The 19,309-nt window shown below is 32.5% G+C and carries 14 protein-coding genes and 1 rRNA gene; 14 read left to right on the top strand and 1 reads right to left on the bottom strand.

The window, feature by feature from the left end; all coding sequences use genetic code 11:
• Nucleotides 1-36: 36 nt before the first annotated feature.
• From EV145_RS14380 to EV145_RS14320, 13 genes are all read left to right on the top strand, one after another.
• Nucleotides 37-891, top strand: a complete 855-nt coding sequence (locus tag EV145_RS14380; RefSeq protein WP_133525896.1) for a family 16 glycosylhydrolase — start codon at nt 37-39, stop codon at nt 889-891.
• Nucleotide 892: 1 nt separating this feature from the next.
• On the top strand, nt 893-2,020 hold the full coding sequence (locus EV145_RS14375; protein ID WP_133525895.1) for a glycoside hydrolase family 43 protein: 1,128 nt from the start codon (nt 893-895) through the stop codon (nt 2,018-2,020).
• A 72-nt stretch (nt 2,021-2,092) separates the two neighbouring features.
• Entirely contained in the window at nt 2,093-3,118 is a 1,026-nt protein-coding gene (locus EV145_RS14370; RefSeq protein WP_208110907.1) for a glycoside hydrolase family 43 protein, read from the top strand.
• A gap of 56 nt (nt 3,119-3,174) precedes the next feature.
• Nucleotides 3,175-4,860 (top strand): S41 family peptidase, encoded by a 1,686-nt coding sequence (locus EV145_RS14365; protein WP_133525894.1) that lies wholly within the window; start codon nt 3,175-3,177, stop codon nt 4,858-4,860.
• 138 nt (nt 4,861-4,998) lie between these two features.
• Entirely contained in the window at nt 4,999-7,425 is a 2,427-nt protein-coding gene (locus EV145_RS14360; protein WP_133525893.1) for a sugar-binding domain-containing protein, read from the top strand.
• A 33-nt stretch (nt 7,426-7,458) separates the two neighbouring features.
• Entirely contained in the window at nt 7,459-9,471 is a 2,013-nt protein-coding gene (locus tag EV145_RS14355; protein ID WP_133525892.1) for a DUF2264 domain-containing protein, read from the top strand.
• Between the two features lie 66 nt (nt 9,472-9,537).
• Nucleotides 9,538-10,896 carry a serine hydrolase domain-containing protein gene (locus EV145_RS14350; protein ID WP_133525891.1) on the top strand — a complete coding sequence of 453 codons (1,359 nt, stop codon included), beginning with the start codon at nt 9,538-9,540 and terminating at the stop codon, nt 10,894-10,896.
• A gap of 461 nt (nt 10,897-11,357) precedes the next feature.
• A complete protein-coding gene (locus EV145_RS14345; protein WP_133525890.1) occupies nt 11,358-12,113 on the top strand; it encodes a LuxR C-terminal-related transcriptional regulator in 756 nt (251 codons plus the stop codon).
• A 105-nt stretch (nt 12,114-12,218) separates the two neighbouring features.
• Complete coding sequence (locus EV145_RS14340) at nt 12,219-13,418, top strand: PQQ-binding-like beta-propeller repeat protein (RefSeq protein WP_133525889.1); 1,200 nt, start codon at nt 12,219-12,221, stop codon at nt 13,416-13,418.
• A 28-nt stretch (nt 13,419-13,446) separates the two neighbouring features.
• On the top strand, nt 13,447-15,975 hold the full coding sequence (locus EV145_RS14335) for a hypothetical protein (RefSeq protein WP_133525888.1): 2,529 nt from the start codon (nt 13,447-13,449) through the stop codon (nt 15,973-15,975).
• A 9-nt stretch (nt 15,976-15,984) separates the two neighbouring features.
• Nucleotides 15,985-16,392: a hypothetical protein gene (locus tag EV145_RS14330; RefSeq protein ID WP_133525887.1), complete on the top strand. Its 408-nt coding sequence runs from the start codon at nt 15,985-15,987 to the stop codon at nt 16,390-16,392.
• Between the two features lie 56 nt (nt 16,393-16,448).
• Complete coding sequence (locus tag EV145_RS14325; RefSeq protein ID WP_133525886.1) at nt 16,449-16,904, top strand: hypothetical protein; 456 nt, start codon at nt 16,449-16,451, stop codon at nt 16,902-16,904.
• Nucleotides 16,905-17,145: 241 nt separating this feature from the next.
• Nucleotides 17,146-17,550, top strand: a complete 405-nt coding sequence (locus tag EV145_RS14320; protein WP_133525885.1) for a hypothetical protein — start codon at nt 17,146-17,148, stop codon at nt 17,548-17,550.
• Nucleotides 17,551-17,576: 26 nt separating this feature from the next.
• Here the strand turns inward: EV145_RS14320 and EV145_RS14315 are convergent, their stop codons facing one another.
• The gene (locus EV145_RS14315; RefSeq protein ID WP_133525884.1) at nt 17,577-17,936 is read right to left on the bottom strand and encodes a hypothetical protein; all 360 of its coding nucleotides are present in this window, start codon (nt 17,934-17,936) and stop codon (nt 17,577-17,579) included.
• Nucleotides 17,937-19,016: 1,080 nt separating this feature from the next.
• Between EV145_RS14315 and EV145_RS14310 the strand changes: the two genes are divergently transcribed.
• Nucleotides 19,017-19,309 (top strand): 16S ribosomal RNA (locus EV145_RS14310); the annotation flags it as partial.

Here is a 19,309-nt window from a genome sequence, read left to right as displayed (position 1 = left end):
CTTTCTGAAATTAATCGGGATTAAAAGAGATTTAAAATGAGATTTATTGGTAAGTTTTTGGCATTAGGAATTGTCTTAATGCTGCTTTTTAGTTTTGTCAGGTATAAACAAAAAATTTCAGCTTCAGAAGATTATAAATTGATGTGGAGTGATGAATTTACAAAAAACGGAGCTCCGGATGAAAAGAATTGGAATTACGAATCGGGTTTTGTACGAAATCAAGAAGATCAGTGGTATCAAAAGGAAAATGCCTATTGCAAGGATGGTTTTTTGATTATTGAAGCCAAAAAAGAAAACAGAGCGAATCCGAATTTTATTTCTAAAAATCATCGTGACTGGAAAAAACAAAGAGATTCTATAAAAGTCACTTCTTCATGTTTAATTACGCAGGGAAAGCATTCTTGGCAGTATGGCCGATTCGAAATGCGGGCTAAAATTCCGGTAAAAAACGGAATGTGGCCGGCCTTTTGGACGTTGGGCATTGAAGGAAACTGGCCTGCAAATGGAGAAATTGACATTATGGAATATTATACAGGGAAAATTCTAGCAAATGCCGCTTGGAAATCAAATAAGCCAGATGTTGCTTGGGATAGTCAAACAGTAAAATTGAGTGATTTTAAAGATAATTCATGGGCAGATAAATTTCACATTTGGCGAATGGACTGGGATGCCGATTGGATTAGATTATATGTCGACGATCAGTTATTAAATGAGATTAATGTAAAAGAAGCTAACCAAAATTCAGATCAAAAAATACTTCCGTTTCAACAACCGCATTATATATTGGTCAATCTGGCTGTTGGAGGCATAAATGGCGGGGAATTTACATCAGATAGTTTTCCGTCAAAATACATCATAGATTATATCAGAGTTTATCAAAAAAATATTTAAAATGAGATTACAATATTCGATTATTATAAGTTTTATCAGCATCTTAATATACGGTCAAAATAAAGAATTTACGCCAGGAAAACAATGGAAAGACACTGATGGAGTTCATATTAACGCCCACGGTGGCGGAATTCTGTTTGATGCAGGAACGTATTATTGGTATGGCGAATACAAAACGAGCGGAAAGTCCGGAAATACATCTTTAATTGGTTTCAGCTGTTATTCGTCTAAAGATTTATACAATTGGAAAAACGAGGGAATTGTACTGAAAACAGAAGAAAATCCGAATTCTGAAATAGCAAAAGGATGCGTGATGGAGCGCCCAAAAGTTATTTTCAACAAAAAAACGGGTAAATACATAATGTGGTTTCATTTGGAACTTAAAGGTCAGGGATATAATGCAGCAAAGGCAGCAGTTGCAATAAGCGACAATCCAAAAGGTCCTTTTAAGTTTATTAAATCATATCGTCCAAATAAAGGTATATGGCCGATGGATTATAAAGAGGAATTTAAAACCGCTTCCGCAAATGAAAGTCAATTGAAATCATGGAGTCCTGAATGGCTGACAGCTATTAACAACGGTCTGCTTGTTCGCAGAGATTTTAATAAAGGCCAAATGTCCAGAGATATGACCGTTTATGTTGACGATAACGAAAAAGCATATTTAATTCATTCTTCTGAAGATAATTTAACGCTTCACATTTCAGAACTTACAGTTGATTATTTAGATTTTACTGAAAAATGGACCAGAATGGCGCCTGCAGGTCATAATGAAGCACCAGCTATTTTTAAAAAAGACGGTATTTACTATATGATAACTTCTGGTTGTACGGGCTGGGATCCTAACGAGGCTCGTTCTTTTTCATCTAAATCGGTTTTAGGGCCATGGAAATCATTAGGAAATCCATGTGTGGGTGAGGATTCAGCTTTGACTTTTCATTCTCAAAGCACTTATATTTTACCTGTTTCGGAAAAAAAAGACCAATTTATTTTCATGGCAGACCGCTGGAAACCTGAAAACCCTATTGACGGAAGTTACATTTGGTTACCCTTAACAATTACCAGCGAAAAACCTATTTTGAAATGGGCTGATAAATGGAATTTGAGCGTTTTTACAGAAAACCAATAAATACAGTTTTATATCTGTAAATTTATAAATTAGGAGTTGCTAACACAGCATATTATTTTAAAAATTATGAAAATGAAAACGCAGCAAAATTGTTTTAAACAGAAATCACGTTTTGTTTTTTCTATGTTTATATGTTTTTTATATTTTTCAACGGCACATGCTCAAAAAAAGAGACCAATTAAAGAAGCTGTTCCTTTAGATTCAATTAGATTAAGCGACCCGGCTATTTTAGCAGATAAGAAAACCAATATGTACTATATGACCGGTACAGGCGGGTTACTCTGGAAGAGCAAAGATTTAAAATTATGGAGTGGTCCTAATGAAATTGCCAAAACAGATGCAAATTCCTGGATGGGACCAAACCCCATGATTTGGGCAGCAGAATTACATGAGTTTAAAAATAAGTATTACTACTTCGCGACTTTTACAAATAGAGAAAAAATAATAGATACAGTTGCTGGTAATAGTATTGAGCGTCGTGCGAGTCATATTTTGGTTAGTGATAATGCGTATGGTCCTTATATACCTATGAAAGATTATATTTATTTGCCTGCTAATAAACCCACACTTGATGGCACATTTTGGATTGATAAGAATGGAAAACCATATATGATCTATTGTTATGAATGGTTGCAAAATGGTAACGGAACTATTGAAAAAATAGAGCTTAAACCAGATTTGAGTGGTTCAATAGGACAAGGAAAATTACTTTTTAAAGCAAGTGATTCTCCTTGGAGCAGAGAAAAAGATAGTAAAGGTAACGACAAACCGAATAAAGTTACCGATGGGCCTTACTTGTTTAAAACAGGCACTGGGCGTTTAGGAATGATTTGGACTAGCTGGATTTATGATGTTTATACACAGGGAGTAGCCTATTCTAAAAGCGGTACGTTGGACGGTCCATGGATTCAGGAGAAAGACCCAATTACACCTCCAAATTTTGGTCATGGAATGTTATTTAAAACATTTGAAGGCAAATGGTTGATGTCAGTTCACAGCCATAGAAAAGTTGAAGGTAGAACGGTTAGAATCCCGAAATTTTTTGAAATTGATTTATCTGGAGATAAATTAGTAGTTATAAAACCTTATTTGCCATAAAATTTGATCTGAAATGTTTTTTAGTAGTTGATAATAATAAATTTATAAAAAATTTCATGAACAGAAAATTCGTTTTTACAATTACATGCTGTCTTTGTTTGATTCTGCAAACGATATCTCAAGAAAAATCTCCAATTAATAACACCGAAAAATACAAGCAATTTGGTCTTGTTTGGGGTTTAATGAAATATCATCATTCTGAAATTAGCAAAGGAAAATACAATTGGGACGAAAAATTTGTTGAAAATTTTAGTACACTAGAAGCTATCAATACACAAGAAAATCTCAATCAGCTTTTGCTGAATTTTATTTTATCAGTTGAACCAAGTAAAATAAAGAAAGCTAATGATACCAATGATTTATTCAAAAAAAATCTTGATTATGATTGGATAGAAACATATGCATCAAACGAAAAACTGTATAATTCTTTAAAACAATTAAAAGAAAATGCAATTATTAGTGATTATTATGTTTCAAATAAATCACTCACTAAAATCCCAACATTTCAAAACGAAAAAGGATTTAAATCATTTGACTATAAAATTAAAAGTCACAGGTTATTAGAACTCTTTAGTTTTTGGAATGCGATTCAATATCATTATGTGAATAAATATTTGATGGATAAAAACTGGTTGAGCCAATTAGATTATTTTGTTGATGATTTTTCAAATGGTACAAATCAGCTTAAATATGAATTAGCAAAAACCAGATTAATTGTTGCGCTTAATGATTCTCATTCCTATTATTTTGCCAAACCAGTAGTAGATTCTATCTTAAAGTTTAAACCTCCATTTGGGGTAAATAGAGTTAATGATACTTTAGTAATTAGTTGGGTATTAAATAAATTAGCAAAAAAAGATGATTTGAAATTAGGCGATTTGATTGTTGAAGTTGATGGTATGGATATTAAATCATTCAGCAAACAAAAAATAAGTGCTTTATTTTCTTCATCAAATGACGCTTATTTGAAAAAATGGGATGAAAGATGGCTAATGATGAATACAAAAGACAGCGTCAAGGTAAAAATTAAGCGAGAAAATTCGGTTACATTCAAATATATTCATCTTTATAAAACTATTGAAGATAAGGATTATTCTTCTTTGCCCTTTTTTCGAATAGAAAAAGAATGGCAGCTTATAGATAATAATATCGGCTATATCAATTTAAAAACGATTTCCAAAGATCAAATTAAAAAGGCTTTTGAAGAATTTTCTACTACCGATGGAATTATAATTGATTTAAGAAATTATCCTAAAAATATTTCTGGAGATGATGTTGCCCAGTATATTTATCCAGAGAGGGAAAAATTTATTAAAGTGCTTTTTGCAATGGTAAACAGACCTTCATTGGCAAATTATGACGAACCTTCAATAAGCATTATTAAAGATCCTTTCAAAAGCGGAAGCAGCAACTCAAAATATTATAATAAAAAAATAATTTTATTAGTCAATCATTATACTCAAAGCAAGGCAGAATTTATTGGAATGGCAATTCAAGCTTCACCAAATTGTTTTACTGTTGGTGAGCAAACTGCTGGTTCTGTTTTGAATATTGCTGTTTTTAAGATGCCGGATGGAACCGACGTTAGTTTCACTAGTATGGGAGCATTTTATCCAGATGGAACAAGTGCTCAAAGAAAGGGTTTGAAAATAGATTCCTTTGTAAAAGAAAATACTTCAAATTTTATTATGGACCAATATATAATTGAAGGAATTAAACAAATAAAGTCTAAAAGTCTCTAGCAAAATAGTTGCAGCAACTTTAAAAGTGTTTTTTTTACACTTTTATTTAATAACTTGCTTACCGCATTTTAAATAATTCAAAATGATATTGTTTAAGTTATTAAATATAATTGCCGACTATCTAAAAACCAAACCATAATGATTAGAAAAAAGAGATTTATTACGACCATAATTTTAGTTCATTTAGTATTAATTGGCTGTGTTTTAAAAGTAACCGCGCAGAATAAATTAATTGAACGAAAACAGTTTTTTAATTCTGATTGGAAATTTTCTTTAGGAGATGCGACTGAAAATAGTCAGTCCAATTTGGATGACAGTAATTGGAGAAAATTAAATGTACCGCACGATTGGAGCATCGAAGGAAAATCAGAAAAAGATAATCCGAGTGGTGGAGACGGCGGTTTTTATCCAATGGGAAAGGGATGGTACAGAAAAACATTTAAAGTGCCTAGTGAATGGAATGGATATAAGGTTTCCATTTATTTTGAAGGCGTTTATATGAATTCGGAAGTATTTGTTAATGGACAATCGGTTGGAGTGCAGCCTTATGGATATACTTCTTTTGAGTATGATCTTTCGCCTTATCTAAAATACGGAGAACAAAATACAATCGCGGTTAAGGTCGACAATTCACAACAAAAAAACTGCAGATGGTATAGTGGTTCAGGCATTTATCGCAATGTATGGCTTATGGTGAAAAACTTGGTTCACGTTAAAACTTGGGGTGTTGCCGTTACTACTTTAGAAATTGAAAATAATAAAGCAAAGGTTGAGGTAAAAACTGTTGTAAAAAATCAAACTGCATTTCCGCAAAATGTAATACTTTCTACAGCGGTCAAAAATGTTATTGGTAAAAAACCTCCTTTTTCTGAAAGCAAATTAGCTTTAGAACCAGATGAAGAAAAAGAAATCACACAAATCTTTACAGTTGAAAATCCAAAATTATGGTCAATTGAAACGCCGAATTTATATGAAGTAAAATCAGTAATCAAAACGGCGACAAGAATCCTGGATGTTTCAAAAACGGACTTCGGAATCAGAACAATTAATTTTAGTGCTGTAAACGGATTTTTATTAAACGGAAAAAGCATAAAATTAAATGGAGGCTGCGTCCATCACGATAACGGTGCATTAGGAGCTACTGCTTATGACCGTGCCGAGGAAAGAAAAGTAGAATTACTTAAAACCGCCGGTTTTAACGCTGTACGAACTTCTCATAATCCGCCTTCTGAAGCTTTTTTAAATGCTTGTGATCGATTAGGTCTTCTTGTAATTGATGAATCTTTTGATGGTTGGCGAGAGCAAAAAAACAAATATGATTATGCCAGCATTTTTGATAAATGGTGGAAACACGATGTTGAATCTATGGTTTTGAGAGATCGCAATCATCCTTCAATAATTATTTGGAGCATCGGAAATGAAATTATCGAAAGAACAAAACCAGAAGCATTTGAAACGGCAAAGATGCTGGCAAATGCTATTCGCAACATAGACCCAACGCGCCCCGTCACATCGGCAATGACAACTTGGAATCAAGGTTGGGACATTTTTGATCCTTTAATGGCTGAACATGATGTTGCGGGATATAATTATCAGCTTCATCATGCCGAATCAGATCATGAAAGAGTGCCTTCTAGAATCATTATTCAAACAGAATCGTATCCGAAAGATGCTTTCGCAAATTGGAATTTGGTTCAAAAACACAATTATATTTTGGGCGATTTTGTCTGGACTGCAATGGATTATTTAGGTGAATCTGGAATTGGACGTTATATATATCCAGGTGAGCAGGAAGGGGAACACTGGACAGCAAATCTATATCCTTGGCACGGCGCTTATTGTGGAGATGTTGATTTGACTGGCTGGAGAAAACCAATTTCGCATTATAGAAGTATGCTTTATAATGAAAATGAAAAAATATATCTGGCCGTTCGAGAGCCAAATCCAGACAGGGGTGCAATAAAACTGACATCTTGGGCAGTTTGGCCAACTTGGGAAAGCTGGACTTGGCCTAATCAGGAAGGAAAAAATATTGAAGTCGAAGTCTATTCAAAATATCCAAAAGTAAGATTGTATCTGAATGGAAAAAATCTCGGCGAAAAGGAAACTGGCATAGCTCAGGAATTCAAAGCTACATTTACAATTCCATATGAAAAAGGAGAATTGAAAGCCGTTGGTTTGTTAATTGGCAAAGAAACGGAATCAGTTGTATTAAAGACGTCGGGAGAATCGGCTAAAATAAAATTAACAGCTGATCGCAAAACAATAAAAGCTGATGATCAAGATTTAGTTTATGTGACTGTTGAAATTACTGACAATAAAGGCATTTTGAATCCAAATGCTCAAAATCAGCTTAGTTTTAAAATTTCAGGCGGAACAATTGCGGGAGTTGATAGTGCTGATTTAAAAGACGCTGATTTACATATTGCAAATTCTCGAAAAGCTTGGCATGGTCGTGCTTTGATTATTATAAAAAGTAATAAGGAAGGTGTTATAAATCTTGAAGTGACTTCGCAAGGATTAATTAAAAGTAGTATCAAGATTCAATCAGTCTTGAAAAAATAGAATTTATATTAAAGTATTACAAAGTTTTTAAAAATGAATAAATTAAGAGCATTTTTGTTTTTAGCGGTTATTTTCGGTCAATCTTTATTTTCACAGCAAAAGGAAAATACCGGTAATGTATTTCAGATAAAAAATCCTGATTTTAACATCAGTCCCTATACAGGAATGACAAAACAGCATTGGAAAGATGCTGCCCTTTATTTGTTAGAAGGCGCGTTCAGCTACGTTCATTCAATTGATGATCCGATGAAATTCCCGAAACAAGAGGGAAAAAGTTATCCATCAAATGAAAATCAAGTTCCAACTGAAAAATTAGAAGGTCTTTGCAGAACTTTGTTTATTGCTTCTCCTTTATTAAAAGAGAATCCAAATTTAGTAATCAACAACATTAAAGTTGCCGATTATTATCGTTATCAAATTGGCAAATTAACCGATCCTACAAGCGCATCATATATTGAACCTCGAGGAAAAAATGGAGGACCAAGCCAAAAATTAGTTGAATTTGGAGCTTTAGCACTTTCGTTGATGACAAACTCTGATGTTTTGTGGAAACCACTTCCGCAGTCACAAAAAGACGATCTGGCCAAAATAATGCTAAGCTACGGCGATGGCCCAACTGTTGATTCGAACTGGAAATTTTTCAACATTTTTGTATTGAGTTTTTTCAAAGAACAAGGATATCATGTTAATGAAAAACTTCTTGTTGAATATTTAGAAAAGTCACTGAAACATTATCGAGGCAATGGCTGGTACAATGATGCCCCAGCTTTTGATTATTACAGTATGTGGGCCTTCCAAATGTATGGAACAATTTGGTCGGAGTTTTTTGGAAAAAAATATTATCCTGAATTTGCGGCGAAGTTTGCTGTAAATTTTAATGATTTACAATATAATTATCCTTATTTATTTAGCAAAGATGGTGAAATGATTATGTGGGGAAGAAGTATCAGTTATAGAACTGGTGCAGTCGTTCCTTTTCCGTTGATGGGATTTCAAAATGATCCAAATACAAATTATGGATGGATGCGCAGAATTTCATCGGGTGTTATAAAACAGTTTTTAACGCATCCTGATTTTATGAAAGACAATGTTCCTACACTTGGCTTTTATGGTGAATTTGAGCCAGCGGTTCAAAATTATAGCTGTCGCGGAAGTGTATATTGGATGGGAAAAATCTTTTTAGGTTTATTGGTACCTGATAATAACCCGTTTTGGAACAGTAAAGAAAATAATGGAGATTGGGATACTAAGTTTAAAAAAGATGAAGTTTACAATAAATATCAAGGTGATTCACAAATCCTTATTACTGATTATCCTAATATTGGCGCTTCAGAAGTAAGAGCATGGTGTCATGAAAAAGTAAGCAGTGATTGGCAGAAATTCAGATCAACAGAAAACTATAACAGATTATCCTACAACAGCGCTTTCCCATGGCAGGCCGATGGCAATAATGGCGAAGTAGCAATGAACTATGTCATTAAAAACAAAAAAGAGCAATGGGAAGCTTTTAGATTATATACTTTTAAAAAGTTTGAAAACGGTATTTATTACAGAAATGCAGTTTTAGAAACGGACGAAAACATACAGTTTAATCTAGCCGATATTCCTTTGCCCAACGGAATTTTAAGAGTAGATAAAAATAATAGCGACAAGGCAGTTTCAATGCGTTTAGGTCATTATGCACTCCCAAAATTAGATAAAGAAATTATTACAACTAAAAAGAAGATTGAAGGACATGAAGTCACAATTATCGATAATGGAAAATATCAACTGGCTGTAGTTGCACTTTTAGGGTGGAATAAGTCTGAAATTATAAATGCGAAAGGATTGCATCCAGAAAGCAATGAAAGTACAGTGATAAATGTTGTAGCCAATTCTGAACCAAATAAATCTAATATTTTTTCAGTTTTGATGCTTTGGAAAAAATCGGGTGAAAAATGGAAGAATAAAGAACTGATTCCTTTAAAAATTCAAGAGAAAAACGGAATTGTTAGCTTAGAATTTAATAACGGAATAAAGAAATTGATTAATTTTAATGAAAAATAGCTAAATAGCGTATTCAGTACGATCAGATTATATTAACCCATTTAATAATATCTAATGAATTGACATATGAATAAGTTATATTTTCTTCTATGCCTTTTTTGTTGTGCTAGTACTTATGGGCAATCTGCACAAGACAAACAATTAGAAAATAAATTGGATGAACTACTTTCCTCTAGATTTGGTAAATCGGAACCCGGTTGCGAAGTATTGGTTGCAAAAAAAGGAAAGGTCGTTTATAAAAGAGCATTTGGAAGCGCAAACCTTGAATTAAACGTGCCCATTACGCCTGAAATGGTTTTTAAACTGGGATCTATAACAAAACAATTTACAGCTGTAGCAATTTTACAATTAGTAGAGCAGGGTAAAATTTCTTTGCAGGACAGCCTGCAGAAATTTGTTGTCGATTTTCCATCAAATTCCAAAACGATAACTATTGAAAATCTATTGACCCATACCTCAGGAATAAAAGATTATATGCAGATTGATTATCAGGAATCTAATTTAGAAAGGAGAGATTTTGATCCAAAGGAACTTATAGATCGCTTTAAAAATTATCCTTTAGAATTTGAGCCTGGAACGAAATACAAGTACAGTAATTCGGGCTATTTTCTGCTGGGATATATTATTGAAAAAGTATCAGGCAAAAGTTATAAAGCATATGTGCAGGAAAACATCTTAAAACCTTTAGATTTAAATAATATCTATTTTGACAATTCGAATAATCTTATTCCCAACCGAGTTAGCGGCTACCGAAAAGAGGGAACTACATTTAAAAATGCTGATTACTGGAGTATGACTATTGCATATGCTGCAGGAGAATTAATTTCAAATGTTGAAGATTTGTTTAAATGGAACAAGGGATTATATTCTTATAAAATCCTTAAAAAAGAAACCCTAGAAAAAGCATTTGTACCTTTTAAATTAAAAGATGGAAGTGCTACAGAATATGGTTATGGCTGGATATTAAAAAATCTAAATGGTATAAAATCAATAGAGCACGGCGGAGCCATAACAGGGTTTCTGACTAACGAAATCTACTATCCCGAAGAAGATGTATTTGTTGCTGCATTATTTAATTGTGAATGTGCTCCGAAAGATGAATTATCAGTTGATATTGCTAGTCTTGCATTGGGAAAAACATTCCAAAATGAAGTAAAAGTAGATCCTTCAGTATTAAATGAATATGTAGGTATTTATAGATTATCGATAGATACTAAAAGAACCATAACAATCAAAAAAGAAAATGAGTATTTAATTGCTGAAATTTCAGGACAAGGGACTGTTCCATTAATTTTTCAATCTGATACAAAATTCCAGTTTAGGAATATTCTGGGGGCAGAATGTGAGTTTATAAAGGAAAATGGGAAGGTTACAAAATTTAATGTACGTCAAAATGGGAATTTTGAATGGAAGAAAAATCCGTAGACACCTTAAGGTAAAAATAAGGTAAGAAATGGGAGTGATAAGGAACTTGCTTCAAAAAAAATATGAAGAGATAAAAGGAATTATTGTGATAGAATTTAAATTGGGAAAAGAAAGACGATTATAAATTATAATAAAATTATTCAGCTTTTTTGTTATTGAACAAATGTTAAAAACAATGTTTCTATTTCTTTGTCAGATAACTTCTGTTATATTTTGTAGATATAATTTTAAAAGAATATAAATAACAAAAAGAATGTTCTAAGAGTAAATTTAGTTTTTTTTATGGGTTGATTTTTTAAAAATCTTTACTTGTGGTAGTTAGGTAAAAAGGCACTGTGGTTGTCTATAAAGCAATATTTGAGGTGATTTGAATACCACTTAATTTTAGCTGAGTAAGTTTGTTTTATTCGATTTTTTTTATGTTAATTTGCTTTAACAAATGTTTAAAGTAAATTATTTTTATGCTTTCTGAGATACAAAACCTTCACGATGTTTGGGAAACCAATCGTACACTTAAAAGCACTAACCAGCATCAAATTTCTTTTGATGATCTTACGAATTCAATTATCAGTACAGGACCATTTTCGTTCTATATAATTGATTTTTTTGATATGTCACTCTCACATATCAGTCCTTCTTTGTTTACCATGCACGGCTTTGACCCAGAAACTATTACTTTTAATGATGTTTTGGGTGCAATTCATCCAGAAGATATTGATTTTGTAATAAAAGCCGAAGCCTTTTTGACCAAATTCTTTCATGAAAATATTGGACGTGAAAAACTTTTAACTTATAAAATTAGCTACAGTCACAGATGCCGACTGGAAAATGGCGAATATGCTTTATTCAATCATCAAGCATTAATGTTGACTATGGATGATAATGGAGGTTATGGAAAATCGTTAAACATTCATACTCGTATTGATCATTTGAGCAGTTTTAATACGTATAAAATATCACTTATTGGTTTAAATGACGAACCCTCATTTATGAATTTGAGTCTTGATGAAATTAATAATGAATCTGCCGAATTTTCTAAAAGAGAAATTGATATTATTAAGTTGATCGGGAATGGTTTAAATAATACTGAAATTGCTGAAAAACTTTTCATCAGCCCTTTGACAGTAAAGAAACACCGCAATAATATATTGGCAAAATCCAATTCTAAAAACACCGCAGAACTTATTAAAAACTGTATTCTTCAAGGTGTAATTTAATTATTTTTCATACTCAAAAATACTCCTTTTGGGGTATTTTTTTGGCTCTATACATCATCTACTTTTGTGGAGCAACCTTTTATTATTTAGACTTAAAAAAAACGAATGCCTCAAAAATTACCTACCTACTATTTTCTTAATTATTGTCTTTTTTTTATCTGCTGTTCTGTTTTTTCGCAGACAGAAATTTCTAGATCAAATTTTGTTTTCACAGATTTTAAGCCACGTGTAGAGAAGGGGTATTTGACTTCGGCAGGCACAAACATTCTTTTTAATGCATCAAATGATTCTGTTTATTCTATTCAGAAAAAAGATGGAATAGTAAAATGGAAAATGCGAAACGAGGAGAAATCAAAAGCTTGCTTTTATCTGCACGGCAATACTTTTTTTAACGGACAATATGCAAACGGTGTTTTCAGAGCAGCACAATTTAATCTGGAAACAGGAGCTAAAATTAATGAACTTCCTTTTCAATCAATTTCTAAGCAACCTTATTTTTTAAATGATGTTATGTATGGAACAGTACTGGCTGATGGCGGAAAGTTTATGGCCTACGATCTAAAACAAAATAAAGTAATCTGGGAAATTAATATTGGTTATGGTGTTGAAAACCAGCCTGTTTTTTTTAAAGATAAAATCGCAGTAAACGCCGAAGACGATAATTGGTTTGAAGTAGATTATAATGGTAAGTTGTTAAATACAAAAGCTAAGACTAATTTTTTCTTAGATACAATTCCGGTTTTTGTTCGAAAATATAAATTCCTAACGCATGATGGATCCGAAATTACTCGGGATTTTTTAAAGAAAAACAAGTTGTCAAATGCTGAATATAAAATTAAAACCAGCACCAGCAATACTTTTTTATTGAGTGAAAACAAGCTTTTAATCCTTGGTAACAACAAAAAGAAAATACTGGAATTGGATTTGGAAACAATAGTTCCTTCAACTGATTCTTATCCTGATGCTTACAGTGAAATTTTACAAACTAATGCAGAAAATATTTGGTTTTATTACCAAAATCATTTAGTAAACTACGACTTTAAGAACAAGAAAATAGCCAGAAAAGTTGATCTGACTAAATGGAATCCCCAGCAAATAATTTTAGAAGAAAGAACAATTTGGTTGCTCTCTAATGAAGACGGACAAATGTACACTTTAGATTTTGAGCCTGATGAAAAAACGGCCATAAGGCTTGAATATAAAGCTAAAATGGATTTTGAACGACACAGATGCGAGGTGCCAGATCAGGAAAAAATCAAATTGATCAAAGCGGCCCAGGAAAAATATAATAAGAAAACAAAATAACAAATAACCCCCTAAAATTTTTTAATCAATGAAGAGAACTCTACTTTTTTTTATAACATTATTCTGTTGTGCAGTCAGTGCCCAGAACAAACCTAATGTTAAAAAAGACATTAAATTATTCTATAAACCGCCTTCGCAAGTCAGCGGATTTACATTAGTAACCGTGAATCTTTCGTATGCAGTAGTAAATGTGTTTGGTGAAATTCAAATTCAAGCAGAGGCAAAATGTTCTAATAATTTAGAATATCAGTATAAAGGCAGGCAATTTACTTTTTCAGGTAATGAGGTTCCTGTTCGTTCTGTAGTTGTTCGTGATCCTATTATAAAGGTAGTAGTTACGGGGCCAAATAATTTCAGAAAAGAAATGAAGCTCTGGATTCTTGGTTTAGGAGCAAACGCTTTTGGAGATTCTAGTCCTATAAAAGATGCTAAAACACCAGAGGAAAAAGATCCTTCAAATTATAATGTTGAAATTATTGGAGTTGAAAGTGTTTCTTATAATGGTTTGTCTTCACTTATTAATGAAATCGAAAGCAAACTAAGAGAAGAAAAAAAACTAAAAGAACTTCAGGGATTTATTGAAAATGGGGATAATGCCTTGAATAGAGAGAATTTTTCTGAGGCCGAGAATAACTATAAAGCAATATTACGACTTGATAAAGATAATGCTTATGCTAAAACGCAGCTGGAAAAAATTAGACAGCGTGTTGAAAAGTTAAGTTCTAAAAAAAGATACGATGATGCCATGAATGCGGCTCAGGCTGAAGAGGCAAGAGGTAATTATGACAATGCTTCTAGATTATATGAGGAGGCAAGTAAGGAAGATGTCAATAATGGTTATGCTAAAAATCAATCAGACAGAGTGAATGACCTCAAAGAAAGAAAAGTAAAAGAAGCGGAAGATAAAGCTAAAGCAATAAAAGAAAAAATAGAAAAGGAAGAGAAGGCAAATACTGAAGCTTACGAAAAGAAAGAAGCGGAAAAAAAGAAATTTCAAGCAGAACGAGATCGAATTGCTGACGAACTTTTACAAGCAAGAAAAGATAGTATTGCTGATAGTCTTGATAGACAAGATCGGGAAAAAGTGCTTGAAGAAGCTAAAAAGTTAAGAGAAGAACAAGAAGAAAGAGAAAAAGCACAAGAAAAAGCAGACGAAGATGAACTTAAAAAAGAAGCTTTAGAACGCCGTTCTGAAGATGATGAGCAAATAAGTGCTATAGAAGAAATAATGCAAGACGATCCAATTAAGTATACAGAATATTTGGACATTGCATGGGATCTTAGGGAAAAGGCAGATAATATTAAACCGTATGATGAATTAGAACTTAAAAAAGAATGGTGGGATAATAATACTTACATTCAAAATTTTGCTGATGATTTATATGAACCTCAAATTAGGCAAAATCATGAAAATTACATGAAAAAAAGTGCTGAAGCAAAAGCGGCTTATTACACTGCAAAAAATGGATATATGGATGCAATGCAATATGTAGATAAAGGTTCAAAGGATCAAAAATGGCTTTTGAATCAAATAGAATATTGCAACAAAAGAATTGATTCGTATGAATCTAATTATAAAACGGATTTCAATTCTGAAAATCTTAGGATTAAACAAAAGAATTATATGAAATCTATGGCCGAGGCTAATAGAATGTCAGACAACAGACAAAAGGCGGCACTTGCATATGACATTCTTGCAACTAGTCCAGAAGATCAAAATCAATATTTGACTAAAAAATATGATTTGTATGGCAGAATGGAAAATGCGCATCAGCAATATTTGGCCGACGCGGCAGTTGCTGGAGTTTCACAATCTGTGGTCCTTGATATGTGGACTAATGGAAAATCTGTTGATGAGAGCGGTAAAAATTTCATGTTTAATTTTTATTCGGGCATAGAATATAATTCAGTGCCAATTTTAATGAATAAAACCTCCGATCAAAATACGCCAATAACAACCACAGAAGATTTAACTGCTGCGGTTGCTAACATTGGCGTAAACATATGGTTTTACAGATCAAAATATTTTGATGTTAATTTAGGAACTTCAGCAGGTTATGGTGTTTATCCTATGGAAGGCATAAAAGTGAGTTATCTGCATTATAATGCCAAAGTAAATTTAGATTTTGGATATGAGTGGTTTAAAGTTGCTACATTATTTCAATATTTAGGCAGATCTGGTTCACAAGAAATTGATTATGATGTTTCTTCAGCAAATGCTTATGGCTCAACAGTGGCAACAAATACAATCGGAAAAGGAGAATTTGATTATAGTATTATGAGAGTAGGAGCTGGGCTTAAACTATTTGGCAGGATGGATAAATACTCGAATCTTACGGTAATGCTGAATGTTGATAAACCAAGTTTCTACGATTTTGATTTTTTTGAGAAGCCTCTTTATATGTACAGTTTAACGTATAGTTCTGCTGATTTCGGTATTGGTTTTGAATTTTCTAATAATTATGTTATTGCGGGAGTCAAAGAATATTCCTTGCCAGATCCTAAAAGCACGCCTTATTATTCAATTAAATTATTTTACGAATTTTCTTTACTTTAAATTATAAACATGAAAAACTATACTAAAATTAAATATTTTGTTTCATTATCTTTTTTATTATTAATATTGGGTTGTAATGCAGAATCTTATGTTGAAGGAGAAGGTTTTTTAACTGAAACCGAAGGAAAGGTTGAAAATGGAAAAGGATCGCTTACCATTTATACAAATAGTCCTTTTGCATGCTCAAGCGGACTTTCTGTCTATGTTGATGATGAATCAAAAGCTACTTTAAGAGAGCACAAAATAAGCGGAACCCCAAACTGTGGAGAAAAAAGCAATAGCGCAGTTACACTTTTGCTGACTGCGGGATCGCACAAAATTCAGGTAAAAGGAGGCGGTTCTGTCTTTTGTCCTAGTTATAAAGTGACATACGTTACGATAGAAAAAGGAAGATGTCTTATACTGCAATTAGGTTAAATTCAAACGGTAATTATTTCTCAAAAATTTAAAACTAAAACTTTACTATTTTAAAAATGAAAAAAAGATCATTATATGCAACAACTTTATTGTTGCTTCTTATAACAATGAGCAGTTTCGTATTAAAAAACAACGCCAATGAGCAAGTAATGATTTACGGATTAGTGTACTCTAATAGATGTAATACAGAAACATACGAATTTTTCAGTCATAAGTTAGTTGATGCCAGCAATTATTATCAGGAAGAAAAAGACTTGGAAACGACTTTAAAGAGTAAATATCCTAATGCAAAGAGAATTCGTGTTGGTTCTTCAAAATTTGATTTTGGAAAGTCAGCATCGAACATGTGTGTTATTAAATGGGCAAAAGAGAATAATAATTGTGGCTATGATGTAGTCTCTGTGCATTTTGGCACAACTGAAGCCGATGCTTTAAATAGAGCAATTAAGCATAAAAATTTATGGGCAGGAAGCAATGCCAGTTATACAATTTTAATGCAAAAATATTGGTAGTATTAAAAAGGTGCAGTTACATAATTGTACCTTTTTTTATTAAGCTAATAAGGAGATATTGCTGTGGTAGGTTTTAACCTTGTTCTTAATTTCTGAAAACAACAAAATCCTGTAGAAACAAATGTATTTCTGTAAATTTTTCGGCAAAAAAAAGCACTCTAAAATTAGATTTGTTTGAATTAAAAAAAAATAATTGTTTATATTTCAATGAAATAACTAAAAAACCAATTAAACTAAAACTATGAAAAAACTATTTACTCTTTGTGTTTTAATATTAGCACTAAAATTAACAGCCCAAACTAAAAGTTCTGGTGATTATTCAGTTACGATTAGCAATGTAACTACAGCTCAGTCAAGCGGTGAAATGTTTGGTGTAAGCTATAGTAGGCTTAATTATAAAGGCAATTATATAATTTACAAAAAAGGAGCAAAAATTGCTAGTCAAGAATTTTCTGCACTTAAAGGTAAAAATGTAACAACTGTAAATATTAGTTTTGATGATAGTTCGGGTAATACGGTTACCTATGATCATGAAACTAAGCTGTATGAATTTATGGGTGAAGAAAAGAATTTAGGCAACTCAAAAAAAACGGAGGATGTTATTTTAAACAGTATATTGTATTATGCCGAATTGATGTTTAAATAGGAATAGTTTTTAAATAAAAAAGATACTTAGTTGAGTGTTTCAGTACTTTCCATTCTTAAACAATGTTCTGTTCCGAGATAAAAAGGGTTGCCATGTTTTTCAGACCAAAATCCATCTAGAAAATCTTTGGTAACGCAGCGATAAACAGCAACTCCTTTGTAGATTTTATGATCGTCACCTTTATAACTAAAGTTGATTACCAGAATATCGTCTTTAAAGAAACCGGAACCTTTTTGCTTTTGTGTGCCGTTAATAAGCCAGTTTGCAATAATTCGATTGTTTTTGTCTAAGGATAAAGTCAAAATCCCTTTATAGCTGATTTCGTTGTTTTCTTCCTGATTACTTCCTGATATGGAATACTTACCTATTAGATCTAATGAAGTCATTGTATATAGACAATTTAATAATTGAGATTTTGATTTGTGTGAAAAAAATTTTTGAGCAAATATATGAAGATATATTAACTTAGTTAACAGTAATGAATTGATAGCAACAGACCTTATTTTTGATGATGAAGCAAAATTGAAAAGTATTCAAATGACAAAAGAAGTAATAGATAGTTTGAATTAATACTTATATATATTAGATATACTATTACACTATAATATATAGGAGCAATATTTAACCCGCCAGATTTCATAATCTGGCGGGATTGTTTTTTTCTATACATATATAAGTATTTAGTGCATCTGATCGGGGGCGGGAGTTTTTAATAAGGAACTGCTTCCAGAAGAAAATTATTGTTTTTCCATAAGGGATGATCATTTTCCGTCAAGAAAAAGGAAGACTTTGCGCCTTGGCGTCTTTGCGAGAACCCAATATAGCAAGATAAAATCCAGTTTTGCGCCTTTGCGGATACAGGCCCAAAGAGAAAACACTCTTGTGTCTTTGCGTAAAACCACCTAAAAAGACCAAATTCCAGAAAAGTCCAAAAAAACTTTGCGTTATAAAAACCCACATACCAGCGACTTATAAAAAAGATTGAAATTATATGATAAAAACCCTTGGAAATGCAAATAAAGGTGCTACTTTTGCACCCGCAACAACGACAAACGTTCACTGAAACACTGACAAGCAAACGAATTAAGAGAAACGAAAGTTTTGAAAAATAATTCAAAAAAAGCTTGTGGGATTTGAAAACGGATATTACATTTGCACCCCGCAAAACACGGAAAGTTCCTTGAGAGATTGAAAGAAAAACGAGAAAAATGAGACGAAAGAAAAGTTTCAAAATATTTCAAGTTTTTCTTGCGAGAAACAAAAAGAAGTTTTAGTTTTGCACCCGCTTTGAAACACAAGCGAAATTGAAAAAGAAACATACGTTCGTAGACATATTGAATTGACAGCCGTCTCGTTTTACAACGAGACAAAAGAATAAAGAGTAAGATAATCGAGAGATTAAGAAATGAACCGATAGAGACTGATTCGAATAATAATTAGTTCTAAGCAATTAGAACAGACAATATACGATGAAGAGTTTGATCCTGGCTCAGGATGAACGCTAGCGGCAGGCTTAACACATGCAAGTCGAGGGGTAGAAGTCTTCGGACTTTGAGACCGGCGCACGGGTGCGTAACGCGTATGCAATCTGCCTTTCACAGAGGGATAGCCCAGAGAAATTTGGATTAATACCTCATAGTATTATAGAATGGCATCATTTTATAATTAAAGTCACAACGGTGAAAGATGAGCATGCGTCCCATTAGCTAGTTGGCAAGGTAACGGCTTACCAAGGCTACGATGGGTAGGGGTCCTGAGA

This window comes from Flavobacterium sp. 245 (assembly GCF_004362055.1).
Classification (GTDB): domain Bacteria; phylum Bacteroidota; class Bacteroidia; order Flavobacteriales; family Flavobacteriaceae; genus Flavobacterium.
Note: the sequence above shows the minus strand (reverse complement) of the source record. Positions and strands in the feature narration are given on the sequence as shown.

Excerpts from the sequence above, each read along its gene's own strand:
- EV145_RS14350 (WP_133525891.1), top strand. The coding sequence starts at position 9,538 with ATGAATAAGTTATATTTTCTTCTATGCCTTTTTTGTTGTGCTAGTACT.
- EV145_RS14325 (WP_133525886.1), top strand. The coding sequence starts at position 16,449 with ATGAAAAAAAGATCATTATATGCAACAACTTTATTGTTGCTTCTTATA.
- EV145_RS14355 (WP_133525892.1), top strand. The coding sequence starts at position 7,459 with ATGAATAAATTAAGAGCATTTTTGTTTTTAGCGGTTATTTTCGGTCAA.
- EV145_RS14370 (WP_208110907.1), top strand. The coding sequence starts at position 2,093 with ATGAAAACGCAGCAAAATTGTTTTAAACAGAAATCACGTTTTGTTTTT.
- EV145_RS14365 (WP_133525894.1), top strand. The coding sequence starts at position 3,175 with ATGAACAGAAAATTCGTTTTTACAATTACATGCTGTCTTTGTTTGATT.
- EV145_RS14315 (WP_133525884.1), bottom strand. The coding sequence starts at position 17,936 with ATGACTTCATTAGATCTAATAGGTAAGTATTCCATATCAGGAAGTAAT.
- EV145_RS14380 (WP_133525896.1), top strand. The coding sequence starts at position 37 with ATGAGATTTATTGGTAAGTTTTTGGCATTAGGAATTGTCTTAATGCTG.
- EV145_RS14320 (WP_133525885.1), top strand. The coding sequence starts at position 17,146 with ATGAAAAAACTATTTACTCTTTGTGTTTTAATATTAGCACTAAAATTA.
- EV145_RS14360 (WP_133525893.1), top strand. The coding sequence starts at position 4,999 with ATGATTAGAAAAAAGAGATTTATTACGACCATAATTTTAGTTCATTTA.
- EV145_RS14330 (WP_133525887.1), top strand. The coding sequence starts at position 15,985 with ATGAAAAACTATACTAAAATTAAATATTTTGTTTCATTATCTTTTTTA.
- EV145_RS14345 (WP_133525890.1), top strand. The coding sequence starts at position 11,358 with ATGCTTTCTGAGATACAAAACCTTCACGATGTTTGGGAAACCAATCGT.
- EV145_RS14340 (WP_133525889.1), top strand. The coding sequence starts at position 12,219 with ATGCCTCAAAAATTACCTACCTACTATTTTCTTAATTATTGTCTTTTT.
- EV145_RS14335 (WP_133525888.1), top strand. The coding sequence starts at position 13,447 with ATGAAGAGAACTCTACTTTTTTTTATAACATTATTCTGTTGTGCAGTC.
- EV145_RS14375 (WP_133525895.1), top strand. The coding sequence starts at position 893 with ATGAGATTACAATATTCGATTATTATAAGTTTTATCAGCATCTTAATA.